Here is a 21,883-nt window from a genome sequence, read left to right on the forward strand (position 1 = left end):
AGACCGACCCTTTTTATCTGCCGCTCACCCCCTTATAAAATCAGGAGCGTCAAGCATGACCGCGTTATCGTCCCCCAACGTCGCACCGGCGACCGCCAAGGCAATGCCCCTCTGGAAACCCGTGGGCGCCGCCTTGATCGGCAACACCCTCGAATGGTTTGACCTGTCGGTGTACGCCTATTTTGCGTTGACCATCAGCAAGGTGTTTTTCCCGGCGGCAGACCCGGCGCTCTCGTTGTTTCTGGCCTTCGCGACGTTCGGCCTGTCGTTTCTGATCCGGCCGTTGGGCGCCGCCGTGCTGGGTTCCTATGCCGATCGGCAGGGCCGCAAGAAAGCGTTGACGCTGTCCATCATGCTCATGCTGATAGGGACGGCGATGATCGCGGTGATGCCCGGCTACGCCGCCATCGGGGTGATTGCGCCGATTGGCATTCTATTGGCACGCCTGCTCCAGGGGTTTTCTGCGGGGGGTGAGTTCGGCAGTTCCACCGCCTTCATGATGGAACACGCCCCGCAAAAGGCCCGCAACTTTGTGGCGAGCCTGCAGTTTGCAAGCCAGGGTTTTGGCGTGGTCATCGCCTCGTTGTTCGGCTACTTTTTGACCACCCACCTGAATGATCAGCAGATGTTCGACTGGGGTTGGCGCGTGCCATTTTTCTTCGGCTTGATCCTCGCCCCGGTGGGCTTGTACATCCGCCGCACGGTGGATGAGTCGCCCGACTTCAAGGAAAGCGCACCGGGTTCCCGGCCGCTGCGGGAAGTGCTGAGTTCGCAGAAGACCTTGTTGCTGGTGGCCATGGGCGTGCTGATCGTCTCGACGGCGTCCAACTTCATGATCAAGTACATGCCGTCCTATGCCGCCACCACCCTGAACATTCCCCAGTCCACCGGCTTTTTAGCCACGCTGTCGGGTGGGCTCATCCTGACCGTGGTGACGCCGGTGGTCGGGTTCATCACCGGTTATGTCAGCCGCATCAAAATCATGCTCTGGGCCTCGGCCATCTACATCCTGGCGATCCTCCCGGCGTTCGTCTGGCTCAACACCGTGCCCAGCACCACCTCGTTGTTGCTGGTGGTGTCGATGATGGCGTTGATCAAGGCGGTGTACTTTGCGCCGCTGGCATCGCTGATGGCGGATGTGTTTCCGGTACGCACCCGGGTCACCGGCATGTCGCTCAGCTACAACCTGGCCGTGACGATATTTGGTGGCTTTGCGCCGGTGATCGCCACCGGGCTGATCGCCCTGACCGGCTCGCAACTGGCGCCGAGCTTCTACCTGATCGCGGCCGCCGCCCTCAGTATCAGTGCGCTCCTGGTGGCCAGGAGAACATTGCGGCTGGTGTAGCGGCGCTATACATTCCGGGCATATCCAGCCACATGATATGAACCTGATGAATATCGCCCACGTCGACCTCAACCTGCTGAAAACCTTCGAAGCCCTGCACGACGAATCCAGCGCCAGCCGCGCCGCCGTGCGCCTGGGGGTGACGCAGTCGGCGATCAGTGCGGCATTGCGCCGTCTGCGGGAGGTGTATGGCGATCAGCTCTTCGTACGCACCGGCCGGGGCCTGGCGCCGACCTTGCGGGCCAACCAGTTGAAACCGGTGATCAGCGAAGCACTGGACCGCTGCCGCCAGAGCCTGGCCATGGTCGACCCGCAAGGCGGCCATTATCAGGGCCGTTCGGTGGTGGTGGGGTTGTCGGATGATTTCGAGGTTGCCTACGGACGGCGATTGATCGATGAGATCGCCCGGCGCGCGCCGAAGCTGCGGCTGATTTTCCGCCAGACCCACAGCCAGATCGTCGCCGCGGCCCTGCTCGACCGCAGCCTGGACCTGGCAATCACCGCCGGCGGCTTTGCCGAGCGCCGGCTAAGCCGCCAGGTGCTGGGGGAAGGCGATTATGCGTGCCTGGTGGACGCCGCCAGCCTGGCGCCAGGGCAACAGACCATCGACCTCGACGAGTTCGTGAGGCGTGAACACCTGCTGGTGTCGTCTGGCGGGTTTATCGGGATTACCGACGAGGGCCTGGCCGCGCTGGGCTTGAGCCGCCACGTGGGCGCTTCCACCACCCACTTTGCCGCCTTGCCATTTCTGCTCAAGGGCAGCCGGGCGGTGGCGACCATCCCCGGTCACGCGGCCCAGGCCATCGCACGGATGACCGGGCTGACGGTGCTGCCCTGCCCGCTGGCGTTGCCGCGTTACCCGGTGGAGCTGGGCTGGCGGACCCAGGCGCCACTCGATCCGTTGCTGCGCGTGGTGCGGGAGGCGATCGAGGCGAGTTTTACTTCGCCGCCATCAGGCGATTGACTTCACTGCGCACCATGTTGGAAAACTCCGGCGGCGACATGCCGTCCAGCTCCGCACGTACCCATTCGGACCATTTGCCCTTGCGCTTGGCGCGCTCGCCAAACAGCCGGGCGGCCTCGCCCTTGGCTTTGCCCAGGTTGCTTTGCCACAGGTCGTAGAGACGGGACTTTTCATCTTCCAGCGCGGCGCGCTCGGCAAGGGGCTTGTTGGCCAGATTGAAGCTCATGTTGAATTACCTGCTGCACAAATAGGTGACATCTTACACTGTAGGTCGAAATTTCTTGGTCTGGATTTCACCTAAGCTGACCGCAGGAAAAAAACCTGCAACTTTTGCCAGCTTCAAACACTCCATTCTTCATCGAGTGCATTCATTGCCACATTCACCTGCAAGGAGTTAACCCAATGGCTCGCAAATCTGCCGCCCAAGCCGTCGAAGACCAAATCAAGGATCAAGCCTTCAGTGAGCTGACCGCGCTGATCGAAGAATCGGACAAGCTGCTCAAAAGCAGCGCGTCACTGGTGGGGGAAGAAGGTGAAACCCTGCGTGAACAGGTCGCCATCAAACTCAAGCAAGCCCTGGAATCGGTGTCCAATGTGCGTGAGCGCAGCAAGCCCGTCGTGGACGCCACCGAAACCTATATCGGTGGACATCCATGGCAGACCGTGGCGATTTCGGCCGGGTTTGGCCTAGTCGTCGGGTTGTTGCTGGGCCGCCGCAACTGACCTGACCGGATGCCTGCGCCCTCCCCGGGCGCAGCGCGCTTCAGGCCTGTGCCAACACCCGTAAGCGCGTCAGCTCTGCCGTTTCAATCTCAATCCCGCCTGCCAGTGCCTTCGCCCTTGTGCGATGGCGTCGATCCCCCGGCAAACGCCGCAACCCGGCCGCATGCATCTGCCGCACCAGTTCCTGGCTGCGCTCGGCGAAGTTCTGCCCGGCGGTTTTGCTCGGGTCGATCACGATCAGCAATTGCCCGGTCCACGGCGTACGGGCGCCGGGGTGATCGGACCAATTGAACTCAAACGAAAAGTTGCCGCCCGTGAGGGCTGCGGCCAGTAACTCGACCATCATCGACAGGGCCGAGCCCTTGTGCCCGCCAAACGGCAACAGCGCGCCGCCTTCGAGAATCGCCTTGGGGTCCTGGGTGGGCTGGCCGAGGCTGTCCACGCCCATGCCGGGCGGCAGCCGTTCGCCCTTGCGCGCGGCAATCTGTACGTCGCCGTGGGCGATGGCGCTGGTGGCCAGGTCAAACACGATGGGCAACCCGTCGGCGCGGGGCGCGGCAAAGGCAATGGGGTTGGTGCCGAACAGCGGGCGGTCGGCGCCATGGGGCACCACGCAGGTCATGCTGTTGACCACGCTCAAGGCCACCAGGCCTTCTTCGGCGAAGGGTTCCACATCCGGCCAAAGGGCCGCGAAATGGTGGGAATTGTGAATCGCCAACAAGGCAATCCCGGCACTGCGGGCCTTTTCCACCAACAACGGGCGGGCGGCTTGCAGCGCGGGCTGGGCGAAGCCATTGGCGGCATCGACGCGAATGAAACCACTGGCGACATCCTCGACCACCGGCACGGCCTTGCCGTCGACCCAGCCACTGGCCAGGGTCGAAACGTAACCGGGAATGCGAAACACACCGTGACTGTGGGCCCCGTCGCGCTCGGCGCTGGCGCAGTTCTCGGCCAGCACCTGGGCCACCTCGGCCGACGTGCCGTGGCGCACGAAGACCTGGCGCAACAAATCGGTCAATTGGGCGTAACTGAGTCGCTCTGATGAAGACTCGACATCCAAAGGCGATGCAGACATCTGAAGCTCCCGTTTAATTATTGGAAAGGGCAACAGCGTACAAAGAATCGGTCTGCCGATTAGACAGGGTTTGCCCCATGGCTGTCGACAGGGAACGCCAGACATATCTAGTCCCCGGGGACGCTGGCGTGTGCGTAGGGTCACTGGCCTCACTTTGTCCAAGGAGCCGGCACATGAGCCAGAACCCCCTACCCTATTTTTTTCCTGAAGCCCTGCGCGATGGCTGGAACGTGCAGGACCGTGAACGCCAGTTGGGCCTGGACCGCAACGACCACGAATTCCTCGGCAAGGTGTTCTTCGCCACCGACACCGCACGCCGCCAACAGTCACCGCCGATGATTGCCCAGCGCATCTGGCTCGACCAACACGCGCCCGACGCCCTGGAATTGGCCGGCAGCTTCATGCTGAGCTCAACCGCCGCCTACCCCCACGCCTTCCTCTATACGCCTTACGGCGGCCTGGAAAAATTCGATAACTGCGGGCAACTATTGACCACGCTGGCCGAGCGTTTGAAGGTACCGGCGCAGGCCGCTCGACTCCTGTGTTTTCTGCCCCTGCAACGGCAGGCCCCACCGGCACCGGACAGCACGCCGGTACTGACCGCCGAGGCCATACTGGAGGGCGTCTTTGAAGCACAGGAAAAAACCCTCAACGCCTATCAGGATAAAAACCGCCAAGGGATGCTGGATGAATTAAAACAACTGCCGGCACTGGATACCTGGCTGTCCCAGTTGCTCAACTCGGTCTGTCGCCCGCTGTTCCCAGGGATCGATGCCAGCACGGCCCATGTCAGCTTTTTCGCCCGCCAGCCTGCCCAGGGCCACACGCCTCGCTGGCTGGACTCATTGCAGATCAATGAGGCGGTACTGCTGTTTTACCGCGAGCAAAACTGGCCAGTGGGGCAAACCCGGGAGTTTTTCCATCCCGCACGCCCAAAGGCCCCCACCGACACACCGCGCTGGGAAAGCGCCATCCGCCAAGCGGCCGGGCAGTTGGTGCCGTTTCTGCACAGCGCCCTGGAGACGTTCTGGAACACCGAGGTCTCGCCAAACCTCTCCCGCCGGCGCTTTTTCGCCCAGGCCATGGGCGCCAACGCTCGCCTGGACATCCTGCTCAAGCGCCAGAACTCAGTCATCAGTGCCACGCAAAGCCAGGCGCTGGCCGCGCTGTACCAGCCCGAAGCGGCTTCGACCGAGAACCCTCTCAACGCGCTGCGCTTTGAAAAAGTGCAGATTTGGGAGCATCCCGCCCACGCGATTTCATTGGCCAGTACCTTGATGATTGGCAACGCCGAGACGTTTTTGTACGCCCCGGGCCTGGGCCTGCAAGTCCTCGAAAACTACCCTGACCTGATGGACACCCTCAAGGCCATGGCCAAGGCGCCCGGGTATGACAATAACTTTTACAACCTGATGTCCCTGGAAGAGCGGGCACTGTTTGTCGGCTTCAAGACACCCGTATTTTCCGGCCAGCGCATCCAGGGCAATCTGTTCGAGCAACTGTTCGAAGCGATCATCGCCAAACAACAGCAGAACCTCGCCTACGCCCTGGACCTGTACCGTCGCACGCGGGACGGCATAGAGGCCTCGGCCCTGGTGGATCATGCGCTGGACGTGCGGTACATGATTGACAGTCAACTGCCGGGCCTGGATGCCGCCGGACGCTGGACCCCTCATTCGGTGCTGGCCGACCCCACGCGCCCGGTTTCCCTCGCCGCAGAGCGCATCACGCTGCTGCAGAAACAGCTGGCCAGTATCGAGCAATCGCTGGCGGCGCAGGTCCGGGCGCAACCGGCGTTGGCCAGCCGCATTCGCCAGGCCCTGACCGCGCAATTCAACCTTCACCTGTTGACCGATCTCGACCCCCAGGACATTTACGTCAACCGATACGCCGGTACCGCAAGCGATACCCCCACCGCAGCGCCCCTGGAAAGCCAAAGCCTCAGCGGTTATTTGGTCGGGCGCCTGACCCGGGGCCTGGGGCCGATCCCCCAGACGCTCGACCACGGTCTGTACCCTGCGCCGGAAAAGGGCGTCGTGAAAAAGCTCACCACCCTCGACATCACCCGGGCCAACGCCATTCTGGGCGCGGCACTGACCCAACTGCGTAGCCTCGACCTCGCCGACCTGCCCCGTGAGCATCTGGAAAACCTCAAGGCCCCCATGGCCCATGCCATGTCGGTGGCCATTCAGGGAGAAGCCCGCCTCAGGCGCCTCAACAACAGCCTGGACGCCCGCGACGAGGCGCTGATCAACACCGTGTTTGATCTTCATCGCCCCGATCGACGCCAGCGCCAGGGGCTCAACGGTTTTATTCCGGATGCCTACGCCCTGACCGTGGAACCGCAAAACCAGATGCAGCGGGTGCCATTGGCCCAGTGCCTGGTGCTCACCGAACGGGGCGGCCTGGACCCTTCCCACTCCGGCCGGGCGATTCTGTGGACCCCGGCGCGCGGCCTGGAAAGCTTCACCCACATCGCCCAACTGCGTGACGAACTTCAGCGACGGATCACCGATCCCGACCTGCGCATGACCCTCCTGGAGAACCTCGACGCTCGCCAACTCAAGCCCCACCAGCGCTACCTGCTGGGCAGTTTCATGCAGATCACTGGCGCCGTGGCGCAACATCGCCAACAGTCCTGGATCGACCACTGCATCGGGCAACGCGCCCACTGCCTGGCGCTGCGTTTGTCGGGCAACGTCGTATTGAACCGTTTTGCCGAGCTGGAACAGGCGTTGCCCGCTACCGACCTGGATCACACCGCGCGGATCGCCCAAACCCTGATGGCGCAGCAGTCGTTGCCCGCCTGGCTGGGGATGGCCCCAATCAAGGAGCAGCAACGCCATATCGAGATCCTTGAGCAATACCGCCACAGCCTCAACGATGGCCAAGACTACCTCCATGACTTTTTCTCCCTGTCGCAGTACGTCCACAACCAACTCACCGCTTTGTTGATGGACTACGCCGTGTCCCCGACCAACGTGTACATCACACCCAAACTGGTGCTGGCCGGCCAGCGGCAGAACCTGGTGGACTACGCCCTCAATCACCTCTCCCAGCAGGCCGCCGCCTTCGACGTCGATTCCACGGCTGCCAGCCTGACCCCTGCCGTCATACGCCAGGTGCTTGCCCGCGTGCCTCTCCAGCGAGACAACCAGGCCTACCTCACTGAAAAGCTCAGCCCGGGTAACCCGGGTGCCGAAGAGCGCGAGCAACGGTTTATCCGCCAACTGCCTTGGCAACTGCTGCAACACGCCCACGCGCTGATGCTGCAAGAACGGCTCTCGACCACCGGGTTGAGCCTGATCGAGCAGGTGCTCGACATGCCGGACGCCACCGCCCGTGCGACCGTCGAAGGCGCGACCGCAACGCTGCGCCCGCTGGAACTGATCGCAACGGCAGGCGCCCGCGCCATCAAGGCCCTCGGGATCTACGTGATCGGCGCCCCGGGGAACAGCCCAGTGGTGCTGTACACACCGTATGGCCCGCAACTGACGTTCCGCGAGTTTGAAAACGAAGCCCGCCTGCTGCACGCCCTCAACACCCCCGGCCCGCTGCAGGACTGGGTCATCAGCCACCTGCCGACCAGCGACCAGGCCACCTATAAAAACCTGTGGGCCACCACCGCCGGGAAACGTTCTGAAATCACCCTGGCGGCTACGCCGATCACGGGCAATGCCCTCAAGCAGTTGTACCGGGACAACACCGCCCTGATGGCGCACATGCTCGAGCAGCAGCATGAGCCCGACGGCCAATCGTCTTGGGACACCATCAAGGCGCTGTTTACCGGCGGCCTGCAACAAGCGCTCGGGTTGCTGCCCGGCAAACTGCTGCTGCCGATCGTGATATGGCAGAGCTACCGGTTGTTCAAGGCCTCCGCCGAGGCCTTGCAGCAACACCGGTGGCGCGAGGCATTGGAGACGTTTATCGGCGGCGTCGGGCAAATGGTCTCGCTGCGCCAGTTGATGCAGGAGCCTGCGGTTTCAAGCGACACCCCGCCGCCTGAACCGACGGAAAAATCCCCGGCCTGGCAGGACATCGACATTACCGCTCGGGAACGCACCCGGCTGCAGCCCTACGAGGTCCACGAGCCAGGCCTGGCGCAACTGAGTGCCGGCGTCTCCGGGGTCTACACCGACGCGAACAACCGTCACTACCTTCCCTGCGCGGGCAAGGTCTATCGCGCACAACAGAAGGAAGGCCACTGGCGGCTGTTCAGTGCACATTCCAAAGGACCTCGCGTGCGCCTGGATACCGAGCGCAAATGGCGCATCGACAGCCGTCCGCCGGCCCGCCGCCATGGCCCGGGCCTGAGCAGAATGCTTGAACAGCGAGAAGTCAGGGCCGCCGCCCGCAGGGTGATGAACATCGAAGCCCGGGGCATGGCCAATATTCGCCGGCTGGCGCCCCACAGGGCCCAGGCGATTGTCGATGCGCTGGACCTGGCAACGTTTTACCTGCACAACTGCCAGCAGAATCTCAAGTTGCTGGACCCCAAGTACCCGCCCGTCACACGGGTGCATCGCTTCGTCAATCGCTTCTTTGGCCTCGCGGCAGACCCCGACACCGGGCCCGCCCGGTTCCCGGAGGCACTGGCAAAAAAGCTCCTGGAAACCGTGACCGCCATCCTCGACGAGGCGCTGGAACCGTCACTTTACTCACTCAATTCGACCCGGTTCGTTGCCGGCGCGCATATCTGCGAGCCCGACCGGCACTGGGCCTTTACCGTCGACGATGACCCGGACCGACGCATCTACCTCTCCGAGAACTTCTTCACGCCCCCGGCGTCGCAGTACGACGGCCACTTGACCGGCTACTTCGACCAGCCGGTCCACGCCCGCGCCACCACGCTGATCCACGAGCTGACCCATATCGTGCGCAACACCGTCGACGCGGCTTACCTCAATACGGTATCGCCATTTTCCGACCTGATTGACGTGCAGACCCAAACCGGCCGCGACCTGCGGGATTGGCTGCAAGACATCCAGGAAAACGCCTACTCGGTGAGCACACCCATCGGGCAACTGTTCAAATCAATGGATGCCATGGGCGCGACCGGGACTGACGTGGGAACAGACCCCGACGACGACTACATCAAGGAGCAGATTCTCGAGACCACCGGCGGCGTGGACTTGAGCAATGCGAGGGGGATTTTCAAAACCAACCTGACCCGGCGGTTCAATACCCAGATGGATAACGCCGACTCACTGACGTTGCTGATCACCACCCTGGGGCGTCAGCTGGACCCGATACCGTCGATCGTGCACCAAACGCCATGAAGGGCCAACCTGCGCAGACCCGGGGCGGGGCTGCGCAGGTTCAATCAAGCCCGGCTGTCAGTCTTTCTGGTCCCGCAGCACGTTGCCCGAAGCACCGTCGATACGGAACTCATAGACGATGCCATCGGCCTTGCGACCTTCCCCTTCCCAATAGCCATCGTTGTCGGCTTCGATCTTGTAAATCTCGATATAGCCGGCCTTGGTCTTGGCTGTTTCGATGGCTTTTTCGATGGTGATCCAGCCGGCGCCCGGCTTGTCGGCCAGGGCGGCCCCAGCGCTGAGCAAGGCAGAGGTTGCAACGAGGGCGGCTAAGGTTTTCTTAAGCATTTTCGTGCTCCATTGAGGGAAAGAATGATACGTGTCCTGATTTTTTAGGGCCGCCCAGACGAGAATTAGTTCCAATTGATGTGCATTCGCCATGATGGCTGTTCTCGCCATCCTCCTGTGGAGGTTAGAATGTGGGAAATCAGGATGAGTTAATGACAGATAAGTCCCTTTCAGAAGCCGAATATGACGCCATCACCGATGCCGCTGCGCACTGGTGCATGCGAATGCATGCGGGTGATTGCACCACACCCGAGCGTCAGGCGTTCCAGCAGTGGCACGATGCGCATCCTCTGCATGCCTTCGAATATGCGGCCATGCTGGAAATCTGGGACGTCGCCGACCATCTGCCCCGCAGCGAGCCCGCCCCGGTGGTGGTGCCGTTGCAACCCCGCCGACGTTTAAGCAAGTACGCGGTAGCGGCGGCGGTCTGCCTGGTGGCCCTGCCACTGGCGGCCTTCACCGGCTGGGAAGCCGGCTGGCTGCCCAGCTCCTACAAGCATTACGAAGCCGAAAACAGCCTGCGCCAGGTCACCCTCGACGATGGCAGCCAGGTGGAACTGAACCTGGGCACCGAACTCGTCTACAGCAACTACAAAGATCAGCGCCGGGTGACCCTGGAAAAGGGCGAGGCGTTTTTCAAGGTCAGCCATGACGCCCAACACCCGTTTATCGTTCACGCCGGAGACGGCCAGGTGCGGGTGACGGGCACTCAGTTCAACGTCTGGAAATACGAAGACCATGTGCGGGTCATGTTGCTCCAGGGCTCGGTGCTGGTGAGCAGCGACGAGACCCACAGCGGCCTGCACCTCTCTCCCGGGATGCAAGCCAGCTACAACCGTGGCGACGCCAGCCCCCAGGCCCAACCGATTGCTCCCGGCGACACGGCCCTGGCCTGGCGGGACGGCAAGCTGATCCTCGACAACCTGGCCCTGGCCGACGCGCTGCCGCTGATCAACCGCTACCTGAACAAACCGGTGATGCTGGCCGACGCCGGTACCGGTGCGATTCGCATTGGCGGCATCTACAACATCAACGAAGTGTCCAACCTCGTTCCCTCCCTGCCCAAAGTCCTGCCGGTCTACCTGACCCAGAACCAGGACGGCAACCCCGTGCTCAACTCCATTCCGCGTAAAACCCCGAAAAGCTGAGCGTCGGTGCGAGGGCCTGCGCCCTTCTCCAGCGACTCCCCGCGCCTGCAACTGTCCACTTTTGAAACACTTGCACCGGCTGCATTGACAGCCGGCTGCGGACTGCCGGGTTTATGACACGCGGTGTTTCATCCCTGACACACCTGCCGCGCGAGCGGAACACCGGACAGTTGTCTCAGTTCTGAAACACCTTCTCCCCGCGTTACTTTCCCCGCGCTCATAAACCTTTGAATCTCTTAATAAAATCAAAAGCGGCACAGCTCCTGCTCTCTTCCTGACAACGCTGTTTAGGGTCAGCGCCAAGAATAAGGAATGCCGTCGTGAAGACACTTAATCCAGGCTCATTGAGCCTCCTGCTGATGAGCTGTGTACTGAGTACCAGCGTGAGCCTCCCCGTGCTCGCGGCAGGCGATGGTGTGATCGTGATCCAGCGCACCGTCCAGGGCCACATGGCTGGCCGTACTGCCGGCGTCGACCCAAACCCCGTCACCGTCAATGCCAACTCCTCTCCACAGATTCTGCGGGCCACCAGCGAGCTGAGCGATAACGACTACGCCAACATCAGCAGCGGCGCCAGCATCACCCGCGCCATTTTGCCTGGCGGCAACCTTCCTGGCTTGAGCAACAACGGTGGCGGCGTGGGCCTCGGTGCAGGCGCAGCAGCCGGCCATGGTGGCGGCTCCAGCCTCTCCGGCCAGATCAACGGCTCGATTTCCCGCGGCATGGCGCCTTTGAATAACATCGGCAGCCTGATGGGGGGCCAGTGAGATGAACTACTCCTGGTTATTCCTCGCGATCCTGGGCAGCGCATCGGTCATGGCCGACAACAGCGCGGTGATCGACAACTCCGGCCAGCAATACAACGGCGTCATCTCGATCAACCAGGCAGCCGGCGATCAGCAACAACAACTCAACAGCCGCGCGATTTCAGTGGGTACCCATACCCAGGCCGGCGGCGCCATCAGCCAGACCATCGGCGGCGCACCTGCCGACCGCTCCCAGAACGCCAAGGTGGCGATTCAGGGCAACGCTTTCAGCAACGGCAACGGTGTACTGGGCGTCAACCAGTCGGCCGGGGCCAACAACCAGATGATCAATGCGGTGCGGATCAGCGTGAATGCTGGCCCGCAAAGCATCGACGACGGTGTCATGTCGCAACAGAACGTGGCGCTGTCACCAAACTCAGGGTTCACCTCTACCACTGGCAGCCGCCAGGTCGTCACCAGCGACCAGGCCTTCACCGGCAGCCGTGGAGTGGTACAGGTGAATCAGAGTGCCGGGGTGGGGAACCGCATGGCTAACGCCCTGAATGTGCAGATCCAATGAGCATTGGATCGTAAAGCTGGACCGTACCAACACTTAACCAACTAATTAGAAGCAAGGAGATACACCATGAAACCTACAATGGCTCTTAAACCACTGGTTTTCGCTCTGACTGCTCTCATGGCTGTTGCTGCAAACGCGGGTGGCTACGGCGGTGGCCATGGCGGTCACCCTCAACCTGACCCTACGGCGACAGTGGCGGCAGTGTCTGATGCACAATCGAGCCACGGCAACGGCGTGCTCAACCTCGGCACTCAAAACAATGCGTCGGCCAACAACTCGTTGAATGGCAGCAGCGGCAACGCTCAGGCCAACATCGCGTCGGGCGACGGCAACCAACAAGACAACCAGACCGCCATTGCCGCCGGCGATGCGGACGCTGTGTTTGCCCTGGGCACCATTACCCAAGACAACCGCAACAACATCTCCGTGCAAGTGGCTACCCACAACAACGCGTCGCTCAACAACTCGGGTAACGGCAGCTCCGGTAACCTGGGTGTGAACGCTACCGCCGGCAACTTCAACCAACAGAAAAACCAACTGGCCATTGCCAGTGCCAGCGGCGCTGCTGCAGCCGCTTCCAGCAACACCACCCAAACCAGCGTCGACAACGCCTACCTGAATACCGTGGCCGTGCAGTCCGGCCACCACAGCACCACTTATCTGCCTGTCGTGAACAACGCCAGCGCAAATAACTCCCTTAATGGTTCGTCCGGCAACCTGGGCGCAAACATTTCGGCTGGCGTGGGCAATCAGCAAGGCAACACCACTGTGATCTCCTCTGGCATGCGCTTCTGATCCAACGGGGCCTTGGCAACAAGGCCCCTTTTTATTCCAGTGTCCTCCAGGCCATTCGATCATGCGGATCATCGCCCTCACCTTCCTGTTACTGCTCACCGGCCCGACCTGGGCAGGGCAAATGGCGATTGCTGCCATGCCCGGCGGTGGCGTGATCTACAAGAAGGTCGAAAGCATCCGTGAACGCAAGTTCGCCAACCTGGTGGAACAGAAAACCGACTTCAGCTGCGGTGCTGCCGCCCTCGCCACCATCCTGCGCCAGGCCTACTGGATGGATGTGGATGAAGACCACATCATCAAGGGCATGCTGCTCAACGCCGACCAGGACCTGGTCCGCACCCAGGGCTTCTCCATGCTGGACATGAAGCGCTACCTGGAAAGCATCGGCATGCGCGCACGGGGCTACCGGATCAACGCAGACACCCTGCTCACGGTGAAAATCCCGGTGGTGGTGCTGTTGGAGATCCGCGGCTACAAGCACTTCGTGGTGATGCAGCGCGCCGACAAGGACTGGGTCTACATTGGCGACCCGGTACTGGGCCACAAGCGTTACGCCCGCGACGACTTCGTCAAAGGCTGGAACGGGATCGTGTTCGCCGTGCTCGGCGAAGGCTACGACAAGACAAACGTGCTGCTTGATCCGCCCACCCCGCTGACCGCGAAAAACCGGCTCAATGAGTTCAGTCCGGTCCGGGACAGTGAATTGATGGATTTCGGTTTTATCCAGAGCGACTTCTTCTAGAAGCGCAATAAGGGGCAGGATGCTCCAGGAGCAAACGATGAACACTTACCGTTGGCTGACGGTCATGTGCCTGGCAGCCTCAATGCCCGCTTATGCGTCATCGGTGTTCAAGCCGATTGAAATGAAAGACTCGGAATTGGCTGACCTGCGGGGTCGCTACGTGATGCCGGGGCGGATCATCAGTTTCGGGATTGTGATGAGCAGCACCTGGACCAACGCCGCGGGCGACAGCATCACCGGCTCGGCCAGCATGCACGTCAACGCGTCGACCATCACCCCGCAGTTTTACGTGACCACCACCAGCACCACCGGCAACGGCTCGGCACCCACCACGGGCACCGGCAACGTCGTCGGCGGTTCAGGGCTGGGCACTGGCCAGGGCGTGACCCAGAGCGTACGCGCTGCTGGCGATGGCAATACCGCCAACAACAACGTCGATATCAACGTCAGCCAGAACGGCCTGTCGCCGGCCAATATCGTGCAATCCGGGCAAGCCCTGGTTGCCGGCCAAACCATTACCGGTAATAGCGGTGCGGGCCAGGTCAGTGTCTCGGCGAAGAATGGCGGGCTGCAAATGGCGATCCTGGCCAACAACAACCAGGGCAACACGACCCAGCAAATCGGCGGCGGCAATGTACTGCAGGGCACGGTTTTGCAGGGTAACAGCAACTTTGTCAGCAACATGACGCAGCTCAATGTGGTACTGGGCAACAACGGTTTGAACAATTTGGGGCAGAACCTCAACCTGAATCAACTCAAGGGCCTACGCACTAACGGATATTGAACTACGCTGTGCCTCGACACTTGCGCATTAAAAAGGGACGGCTTATTTCATGCATCGATCGCTATCGTTACGTGCCGTAATTTGTTTAAGCACGCTCCTGCCCGCATCCATGTTGTATGCCGCGCCGGACACCGACATAGACACATTGAAAAAGGAATTGCTGGAGCTCAAGCAACGCTACGAAGTGCAGCAAAAAGCACTGGCGGTGCTGGAACAACGGGTGCGCCAGGTTGAAGAGCAACCGGCAGCGCCGCCGCCCAAACGCCTGGCCAAATCCCCGGCAGACTTCCAGAAAGGCGGCACCACGGTGGCCGGCAACACGCCTGGCGTCGGCGCAGCGGCGGCTTCCGGGGGGGCTGCCGGCGGCGCGTCCTACGGTCAGTCCCTCAAGGACGATTCGGCCCCCGCGCAAAGCGTGAGCAACTTGTATAACGAGGCCAGTGGTTTCTTCGGCAACGGCAAGTTCAGCTTCGAAACCGGCGTTACTTATTCCCGCTACGATGCCCGTCAGTTGACGCTTAACGGCTTCTTGGCGCTGGACTCGATCTTTCTCGGCAATATCAACCTGGACCGGATCAAGTCGGACAGTTGGACCCTGGACCTCACCGGCCGCTATAACCTGGACAATCGCTGGCAGTTCGACGTGAACGTGCCGGTGGTGTACCGCGAGTCAACTTATCAGTCGGGTGGCGCCAACGGCGGCAGCGGCACGGCGACCTCGGAACAATCGGTTACCCGCGATCCGACTATCGGCGACATCAACTTCGGCATTGCCTACAAGTTCCTCGACGAGAGCGTCAACCTGCCGGATGCGGTGGTGTCGGTACGGGTCAAGGCGCCCACCGGCGAAGACCCGTTTGGCATCAAACTGATCCAGTCGCCGACCAACACCAACCTCTACGTGCCGGAAAACCTGCCGACCGGCAACGGCGTCTGGTCGATTACCCCGGGCATTTCGCTGGTCAAGACGTTCGACCCGGCCGTACTGTTCGGTTCGCTGTCCTATACCCATAACCTGGAAGACTCGTTCAGCGATATCAGCTCCCAGGTCGGCCAGAAAATCCCGGGCAAAGTGCAGTTGGGTGACAGCTTCCAGATCGGTGCCGGTGTAGCGTTTGCGTTGAACGAGAAGATGAGTATGTCGTTCTCGGTGTCCGACCTGGTGCAACGCAAGAGCAAGCTCAAGCCGGATGGTGGCGACTGGCAGTCGGTGGTGTCCAGCGACGCCAACGCCGGTTACTTCAACGTGGGCATGACGATTGCGGCAACCGACAACCTGACGATCGTGCCCAACCTGGCCATCGGGATCACACCGGATGCGCCGTCGTTCAGTTTCAGCCTGAAGTTCCCGTATTACTTTTAAGGCCTGACAACGGGAAAAGCCCCGCAACGATAAGGGTCGTTGCGGGGCTTTTCGGTTTACCCGCCCTAGCGGATCTGGTGTTTGTGCAGCAACCGGTAGAACGTTGGCCGGGAAACCCCCAGCACACGGGCCGCGACACTCAGGTTGTCGCTGTGCCGGTTGAGCACATCGCACAGCGCCTGACGTTCGGCGCGGTGCTTGTAATCTTCCAGTGTAGCCATCGGCAGCGCGATTGCCTGCTGGCTTTGCAGTCCCAGATCAACGGCTTCGATTTGCCGCCCTTCCGCCAGGACCAGGCCACGGCGTACCCGGTTGGCCAACTCCCGCACATTGCCCGGCCAGCCGTGCTCGCCCATGGCCACCAGCGCGTCTTCACTGAAGCTGCGGGGGCGGCGGCCGGTTTCCTGGCTGTAGAAGTGTGAAAAGTGGTTGGCCAGCATCGCGACGTCACCGTGGCGCTCGCGCAGCGGCGCGGTCACCACTTGCAGGACGTTGAGCCGGTAATACAAATCTTCACGAAAGGTGCCCTTGGCAACCGCGGCTTCCAGGTCAACGTGGGTGGCGGCCAGTACGCGCACATCCACCGGGATCGGTTGGCTGCCGCCGACCCGTTCAATCTGCTTCTCCTGCAGAAAACGCAGCAGGTTGGCTTGCAGTTCCATGGGCAGATCGCCGATTTCATCGAGAAACAGCGTGCCACCGTGGGCCGCCTCGATACGCCCGACCTTGCGCTGATGGGCGCCGGTAAAGGCCCCCTTCTCATGGCCAAACAGTTCGGACTGGATCAGGTGCTCGGGAATCGCCCCGCAATTGATTGCCACAAAAGGCTTGGCGTGGCGCTGGGATTGGCGATGCAGGGTGCGGGCCACCAGTTCCTTGCCAGTGCCGCTGTCGCCGCGAATCAGCACCGGGGATTCCGTAGGCGCCAGTTTGGCGAGCAGTTTGCGCAGCTCCCGGATCGGGCGGCTGTCGCCCAGCAGTTCGTGCTCCGGCTGGCCGGCGGGTGCGTTGTTGCCCTTGCCCCGCAGGCGCGCCATGCCAAAGGCGCGGCCCAGGGTGACCTGCACCCGGGACACATCAAACGGCAGGGTATGGAAATCGAAGAACCATTCGCAGACAAAATCACCGACATTCTGTAGGCGCAATACTTCCTGGTTGAGTACCGCAATCCATTCCGTGCCGCTGCGGCTGATCAGCTCCTTGACCGCTTCGGGCCGCTCCAGGTGAAACGGCTGCAGACGCAACAACCCCACGTCGCAGGAGCGTTCACCCACGGCCTCCAGGGCACAGCTGTCCACGTCCCAACCCGCCGTTCGCAAACCGGGCAACAACCGGTGGCAATCATCACAGGGATCGACCACAAGCAGGCGACGCTGGGCAGGTGCAACAATCATGACTATTCCTTGGCGTCAAAATCGTTAAAGTTATTTAAAAACAGCTATTTGGAATGTCTGTCGGTAACCGTAGCAAGATCTTGACGCGGCCTTTGGACCGATTCGCTATAAGTCGTGAGCCAATAGGGTCTTTTCGCTCAGGCGGTGCGGTCATTTGTCGCGGCGTAACTTTCACGAGCCTTTCAAAATAGCCCCTTACATGACTTTAATCAGGGAAAGTTGAAAAATCTTCTTCTAACATGTGACCTGTACCCGGTGATCGTGCATCAGTACAAGTAACCAGTCGTTAGGCACGCCCAACCAACGGCTTCACTTGAATGGGCATTTAGAGAGAAGACCCCATGAACGCCCCGCTCCGCATCAACGAAGCTCTTTTGATCGCAGACCGCGCCTTCCAGCCCTTTCAATGTGTGGCCTGGCACGATGGCAACGGCGCCCTGAGCCTGAGCGTCATCGACCGCACCAATAACCGTATTGGTAGCAAGCAGCTGTCTTCCAGCACTTATTCCGACCCGGCACAGCTCGAAGACTTGCTGTTGCAAGCCCGTGCTGAACTCGACAAAGATGGCTATCAGTTGCAATCCTGGGCAATGCCCAAGTAACTGAGACGGGCGCTGGGCGGCATTCGAAAGTGTGCCGTTGGAACACGCCCTATATGATCAGCACTAACGCCAGTGAGTAGTCAGCGATGCAAGTTGCAACTTGCATAGCTGACTACTTATTACTGTGTTTGCTAATCAATAGGCCGAGAGAATAAACCGCTCGATGGCTTCCGCCGCGCCGTCCTCGACATTACTGCCGGTCACCACGCTGGCCTGGCGCTTGACCACTTCTTCAGCCTGGCCCATGGCAATCGACAACCCGGCCACGTGAAACATCGCCGGGTCGTTACCGCCGTCACCAATGGCCGCCGTCTGCTCCAGCGGTACACCGAGGTGCGCCGCCAGGGTCTTCAGGGCTTCCCCCTTGTTGGCCTTCATCGCCGTCACATCCAAAAATACCGGCTGCGAGCGGGACACCTGAGCCAATCCTTCGACTCTCGGCTGCAACTGCGCCTCAAGCTCCATCAGCAACTGAGTATTGGTGCTGGCCGCGACAATCTTGTCGACCCGATCCAGATACGGCTCGAAACTCTCCACGACGATCGCCCCATAGCCCAGGCCATGTTCCTCGCGCACCGCCATCGGTCCGCCAGGATCGCGGCGCAGCCAGTCGCCGTCGGCAAACAGCCAGACTTCCACGTCCGGCTGCGGGGTAAACAGGGCCAGCGCCACCAGCGCGGCTTCCGCCGGCAAGTGATGCGCCACCAGAATGCTGCCGTCGGGATTGACCAGCGTGCCGCCATTAAAGCCGGCAATGGGCAGGTCAATGCCCAGTGCTTCGACCTGTTGACGCATGGCCTTGGGCGGCCGTCCGCTGGCCAGGCTGAAAAACACCCCGGCCGCGCGCAAGGCGCGAACCGTATCAATGGTGCGCTGGCTGAGGCTGTGATCGGGATGCAACAGCGTCCCGTCCATATCACTCAACACAAACCGGATGGGTTGACTCGGCAAGTCACTCATCCGAGGCTATGCCAGGTGTGGCCATCGCGGGCCAGCAACTCATCGGCCGCTGCTGGGCCATCTTCACCCGCCTTGTAGGCCTGAATGCCGTCATCCTGCTTCCACGCATCAAGAAATGGCTGCACCGCACGCCAGCCGTTTTCGATGTTGTCGGCACGCTGGAACAAGGTCTGGTCGCCGGTCATGCAGTCGTAGATCAGGGTTTCGTAACCCGTCGACGGCTGCATCTCGAAGAAGTCCTTGTAGGCAAACCCCAGCTCGACGTTGGCCATGTCCAGGGTCGGCCCGGGCTTCTTCGCCAGCAGGTCGAACCACATGCCTTCATTGGGCTGGATCTGGATCTTCAGGTAGGTGGGCTTGAGCTCATCCACCTCGGTGTCGCGGAACTGCGCGTAAGGCGCCGGCTTGAAGCAGATAATGATCTCAGTGTCGCGGATGCTCATGCGCTTGCCGGTGCGCAGGTAGAACGGCACGCCGACCCAACGCCAGTTATCAATCATTACCTTGAGGGCGACGAAGGTTTCGGTGCTGCTGTCCGGTGCTACGTTGGCCTCTTCACGGTAACCCGGCAGTTGCTTGCCACCGACTTCGCCGGCGGTGTACTGGCCGCGCACCGAGTTGGCACGGGCGTCTTCCAGCGACCAGGGCCGTATGGCACCGATCACCTTGGCTTTCTCGCCGCGCACCGCATCGGCGCCAAAGGCGGCCGGCGGTTCCATGGCGATCATCGCCAGCAACTGGAACAGGTGATTGGGCACCATGTCCCGCAGAGTGCCGGTGTGTTCGAAGAAGCTGCCACGGGTTTCCACACCGACGGTTTCGGCAGCGGTAATCTGCACGTGGTCGATGTAGTGGTTGTTCCAGAACGCTTCGAACAGCACGTTGGAAAAACGGCTGATCAGGATGTTCTGCACCGTTTCCTTGCCCAGGTAATGGTCGATGCGATAGATCTGCTTCTCGCTCATCACCTTCAGCAGGCACGCGTTCAACGCTTCTGCGGTGACGAGGTCGGAGCCGAACGGCTTCTCGATCACCACCCGGCGGAAGGCCTCGGGGGTTTCTTCCAGCAAGCCGGCAGCGCCGAGGCGCTGCACCACTTCGGCGAAGAAACGCGGCGCAGTCGCGAGGTAAAACACCGCGTTACCGGTACCACTGTCGGCGATCTTCTTGCCGATGTCGGCGTAGGTGCCGTCGTCGAGGAAGTCACCCTCGACGTAGCTGATGCCTTCGGCCAACTGGGCCCACAATTGCGGGTCCAGGGCGTCGTCTCCCTTGCCCTTGACCTTGCTGGCGGCCTCGGTGCGAATGAAGTCTTCGAGCTTCTTGGCAAAGTCGGCATCGCTGATGGCGTTGTGATCAACGCCCACAATGCGCAAGCCGTTGCCCAGCAGCCCGTCGCGACTGAGGTTGTACAGCGCCGGCATCAGCAGGCGTTTGACCAGGTCACCGTGGGCACCAAACAGAAACAGTGTGGTGGGCGGAGCGGGTTCGGCCTTGGGTTTCTTGCCGTTGGCGGTCATTTTTTGGGTGTCTCCACATGGCCGCCAAAGCCGAAGCGCATGGCAGAAAGCATTTTGTCACCGTAGGTGCTTTGCTGGCGGGAACGGAAACGTGCGAACAGCGAGTTCGACAGCACCGGAACCGGTACAGACTGTTCCATGGCCGCGTCGATGGTCCAGCGGCCTTCGCCGCTGTCGGCGACCGAGCCGGAGTAACCGTCGAGCTTGGGGTCGGTGGCCAGGGCGTCGGCGGTCAGGTCCAGCAGCCAGGACGACACCACACTGCCCCGACGCCAGACTTCAGCGATATCGGCAACGTTAAGGTCGAAGCGCTGGTCTTCCGGCAGGTTTTCCGAGTTCTTGGTCTTGAGAATGTCAAAACCTTCGGCGAAGGCCTGCATCATCCCGTATTCGATACCGTTGTGGATCATCTTGACGAAGTGCCCGGAACCGGCAGGGCCTGCGTGGATATAGCCGCGCTCGGCACGGCTGTCCGCTGCGGCCGACCGGTCCTTGGTGCGCGGAATGCTGCCCAGGCCCGGCGCCAGGCTTTCGAAGATCGGGTCCAGGCGCTTAACCGTCTCGGCGTCACCGCCGATCATCATGCAGTACCCGCGTTCCAGGCCCCAGACGCCGCCGGAGGTGCCGACGTCGACGTAGTGCAGGCCTTTTTCCGACAGGGCCTTGGCGCGGCGGATGTCATCCTTGTAGAAGGTGTTGCCGCCGTCGATGATCACGTCACCGTCTTCCAGCAGCTGGCTCAGTTCTTCAATGGTGTTTTCGGTCGGGTCGCCTGCCGGCAGCATCACCCAGATCGCCCGCGGCTTTTGCAGCCCGGCCACCAGGCCCGCCAAATCGGCGACGCCCGTGGCGCCCTCGCCGGCCAACCCTTTTACGAATGCTTCATTGCGGTCGTAAACCACGGTGGTATGCCCATTGAGCATCAGGCGCCGCGCAATGTTGCCACCCATGCGGCCTAGTCCAATAATCCCCAGTTGCATGTGCTGATGCTCCTTACTACGAATAAATGTGTGTCACAGTTTATAGCGCAATGAGGCTAATGAGGGTTAGTCCAGAGCGGATTGGCATAGTTTCATGACAAAAATTGGCCATCCTTTAGCCTTCATTGCGGCAAAAGTCACAACGACCGTCAAAAATAAAAAAGTTCCCTTCATTAAAAAAAGAATTCAGAATTGCCCCGACTGTTGCCGAGAGCCTCGAATCAAGCGCTCTGGCACCGCGATTCACCGGCTATTTGCGAGGTAAGCAATGAGCACTGCACAGATGACCCGTCCGCCACAGACCCTCTACGTCACTATTCGCCGTGATGAATTGCGCCAGTTGAAAGACGAGCGCGACCAACTGCAGCAGGAAGTCATGCGTCTGCGCTCCCATTTGCAGGGCCAGCTCGTTCAGCCGTCCGACACCCAGCCTGCCCTTTGCTGAACGTGAGCTGAACGAACCGTTCAGGAATAACTCACGAAGTTTTCACATCCTCCTCCCGATACTCCCGCCGAATAGGGCCACGCCACGTGCGCAGGCCCTCTGTTGCGT

The 21,883-nt window shown here is 61.2% G+C and carries 20 protein-coding genes; 13 read left to right on the forward strand and 7 right to left on the reverse strand.

Annotation, left to right across the window (positions count from 1 at the left end; translation table 11 throughout):
* The first annotated feature begins 55 nt into the window (after nucleotides 1-55).
* On the forward strand, nucleotides 56-1,345 hold the full coding sequence (locus HX855_RS18620; protein WP_177088069.1) for an MFS transporter: 1,290 nt from the start codon (nucleotides 56-58) through the stop codon (nucleotides 1,343-1,345).
* 46 nt (nucleotides 1,346-1,391) lie between these two features.
* Complete coding sequence (locus HX855_RS18625; RefSeq protein ID WP_177088071.1) at nucleotides 1,392-2,309, forward strand: LysR substrate-binding domain-containing protein; 918 nt, start codon at nucleotides 1,392-1,394, stop codon at nucleotides 2,307-2,309.
* Here HX855_RS18625 and HX855_RS18630 read toward each other — a convergent pair.
* The gene (locus HX855_RS18630) at nucleotides 2,284-2,535 is read right to left on the reverse strand and encodes a hypothetical protein (RefSeq protein WP_088423852.1); all 252 of its coding nucleotides are present in this window, start codon (nucleotides 2,533-2,535) and stop codon (nucleotides 2,284-2,286) included. The two genes, HX855_RS18625 and HX855_RS18630, sit on opposite strands and share 26 nt — an antisense overlap.
* Before the next feature lie 176 nt (nucleotides 2,536-2,711).
* Between HX855_RS18630 and HX855_RS18635 the strand changes: the two genes are divergently transcribed.
* Nucleotides 2,712-3,032 carry a YqjD family protein gene (locus HX855_RS18635; protein WP_106579758.1) on the forward strand — a complete coding sequence of 107 codons (321 nt, stop codon included), beginning with the start codon at nucleotides 2,712-2,714 and terminating at the stop codon, nucleotides 3,030-3,032.
* 40 nt (nucleotides 3,033-3,072) lie between these two features.
* Here HX855_RS18635 and HX855_RS18640 read toward each other — a convergent pair whose 3' ends face one another.
* Complete coding sequence (locus tag HX855_RS18640) at nucleotides 3,073-4,110, reverse strand: Ldh family oxidoreductase (RefSeq protein WP_177088073.1); 1,038 nt, start codon at nucleotides 4,108-4,110, stop codon at nucleotides 3,073-3,075.
* Between the two features lie 173 nt (nucleotides 4,111-4,283).
* Here HX855_RS18640 and HX855_RS18645 point away from each other — a divergent pair, with 173 nt between their 5' ends.
* A complete protein-coding gene (locus HX855_RS18645) occupies nucleotides 4,284-9,389 on the forward strand; it encodes a DUF6543 domain-containing protein (protein WP_177088075.1) in 5,106 nt (1,701 codons plus the stop codon).
* Nucleotides 9,390-9,446: 57 nt separating this feature from the next.
* On the opposite strand, the gene HX855_RS18650 is transcribed toward HX855_RS18645, so the two are convergent.
* On the reverse strand, nucleotides 9,447-9,716 hold the full coding sequence (locus tag HX855_RS18650; RefSeq protein ID WP_177088077.1) for a PepSY domain-containing protein: 270 nt from the start codon (nucleotides 9,714-9,716) through the stop codon (nucleotides 9,447-9,449).
* A gap of 152 nt (nucleotides 9,717-9,868) precedes the next feature.
* On the opposite strand from HX855_RS18650, the gene HX855_RS18655 reads away from it, so the two are divergent.
* The 7 genes from HX855_RS18655 to HX855_RS18685 all read left to right on the forward strand — a co-directional run bounded on the left by HX855_RS18655 (nucleotide 9,869) and on the right by HX855_RS18685 (nucleotide 15,874).
* Nucleotides 9,869-10,864 (forward strand): FecR family protein, encoded by a 996-nt coding sequence (locus tag HX855_RS18655; protein WP_177088079.1) that lies wholly within the window; start codon nucleotides 9,869-9,871, stop codon nucleotides 10,862-10,864.
* Between the two features lie 320 nt (nucleotides 10,865-11,184).
* The gene (locus HX855_RS18660) at nucleotides 11,185-11,631 is read left to right on the forward strand and encodes a hypothetical protein (protein WP_177088082.1); all 447 of its coding nucleotides are present in this window, start codon (nucleotides 11,185-11,187) and stop codon (nucleotides 11,629-11,631) included.
* A gap of 1 nt (nucleotide 11,632) precedes the next feature.
* Nucleotides 11,633-12,190 carry an adhesin gene (locus tag HX855_RS18665; protein WP_177088084.1) on the forward strand — a complete coding sequence of 186 codons (558 nt, stop codon included), beginning with the start codon at nucleotides 11,633-11,635 and terminating at the stop codon, nucleotides 12,188-12,190.
* A gap of 78 nt (nucleotides 12,191-12,268) precedes the next feature.
* A complete protein-coding gene (locus HX855_RS18670; RefSeq protein WP_177088509.1) occupies nucleotides 12,269-12,985 on the forward strand; it encodes a hypothetical protein in 717 nt (238 codons plus the stop codon).
* A gap of 61 nt (nucleotides 12,986-13,046) precedes the next feature.
* On the forward strand, nucleotides 13,047-13,727 hold the full coding sequence (locus HX855_RS18675) for a C39 family peptidase (RefSeq protein ID WP_177088085.1): 681 nt from the start codon (nucleotides 13,047-13,049) through the stop codon (nucleotides 13,725-13,727).
* 37 nt (nucleotides 13,728-13,764) lie between these two features.
* On the forward strand, nucleotides 13,765-14,511 hold the full coding sequence (locus HX855_RS18680; RefSeq protein ID WP_177088087.1) for a hypothetical protein: 747 nt from the start codon (nucleotides 13,765-13,767) through the stop codon (nucleotides 14,509-14,511).
* A gap of 49 nt (nucleotides 14,512-14,560) precedes the next feature.
* Complete coding sequence (locus tag HX855_RS18685; RefSeq protein ID WP_177088089.1) at nucleotides 14,561-15,874, forward strand: hypothetical protein; 1,314 nt, start codon at nucleotides 14,561-14,563, stop codon at nucleotides 15,872-15,874.
* Between the two features lie 65 nt (nucleotides 15,875-15,939).
* Here HX855_RS18685 and HX855_RS18690 read toward each other — a convergent pair whose 3' ends face one another.
* Nucleotides 15,940-17,268, reverse strand: a complete 1,329-nt coding sequence (locus HX855_RS18690; protein WP_177088091.1) for a sigma-54 dependent transcriptional regulator — start codon at nucleotides 17,266-17,268, stop codon at nucleotides 15,940-15,942.
* A gap of 341 nt (nucleotides 17,269-17,609) precedes the next feature.
* On the opposite strand from HX855_RS18690, the gene HX855_RS18695 reads away from it, so the two are divergent.
* The gene (locus HX855_RS18695; RefSeq protein WP_177088093.1) at nucleotides 17,610-17,870 is read left to right on the forward strand and encodes a hypothetical protein; all 261 of its coding nucleotides are present in this window, start codon (nucleotides 17,610-17,612) and stop codon (nucleotides 17,868-17,870) included.
* A gap of 135 nt (nucleotides 17,871-18,005) precedes the next feature.
* Here the strand turns inward: HX855_RS18695 and HX855_RS18700 are convergent, their stop codons facing one another.
* The 3 genes from HX855_RS18700 to gnd are packed head-to-tail and all read right to left on the reverse strand — an operon-like array spanning nucleotide 18,006 to nucleotide 21,354.
* The gene (locus HX855_RS18700) at nucleotides 18,006-18,830 is read right to left on the reverse strand and encodes an HAD family hydrolase (protein ID WP_177088095.1); all 825 of its coding nucleotides are present in this window, start codon (nucleotides 18,828-18,830) and stop codon (nucleotides 18,006-18,008) included.
* On the reverse strand, nucleotides 18,827-20,350 hold the full coding sequence (gene zwf / locus HX855_RS18705) for a glucose-6-phosphate dehydrogenase (protein ID WP_177088097.1): 1,524 nt from the start codon (nucleotides 20,348-20,350) through the stop codon (nucleotides 18,827-18,829). The genes HX855_RS18700 and zwf overlap by 4 nt, the downstream gene beginning before the upstream one ends.
* Nucleotides 20,347-21,354, reverse strand: a complete 1,008-nt coding sequence (gnd, locus tag HX855_RS18710; RefSeq protein WP_309139812.1) for a phosphogluconate dehydrogenase (NAD(+)-dependent, decarboxylating) — start codon at nucleotides 21,352-21,354, stop codon at nucleotides 20,347-20,349. The genes zwf and gnd overlap by 4 nt, the downstream gene beginning before the upstream one ends.
* Before the next feature lie 244 nt (nucleotides 21,355-21,598).
* Here gnd and HX855_RS18715 point away from each other — a divergent pair, with 244 nt between their 5' ends.
* Entirely contained in the window at nucleotides 21,599-21,775 is a 177-nt protein-coding gene (locus tag HX855_RS18715; protein WP_177087996.1) for a DUF6026 family protein, read from the forward strand.
* Nucleotides 21,776-21,883 lie beyond the last annotated feature (108 nt).

It is taken from the genome of Pseudomonas sp. IPO3778, from assembly GCF_013386825.1.
GTDB lineage: Bacteria > Pseudomonadota > Gammaproteobacteria > Pseudomonadales > Pseudomonadaceae > Aquipseudomonas.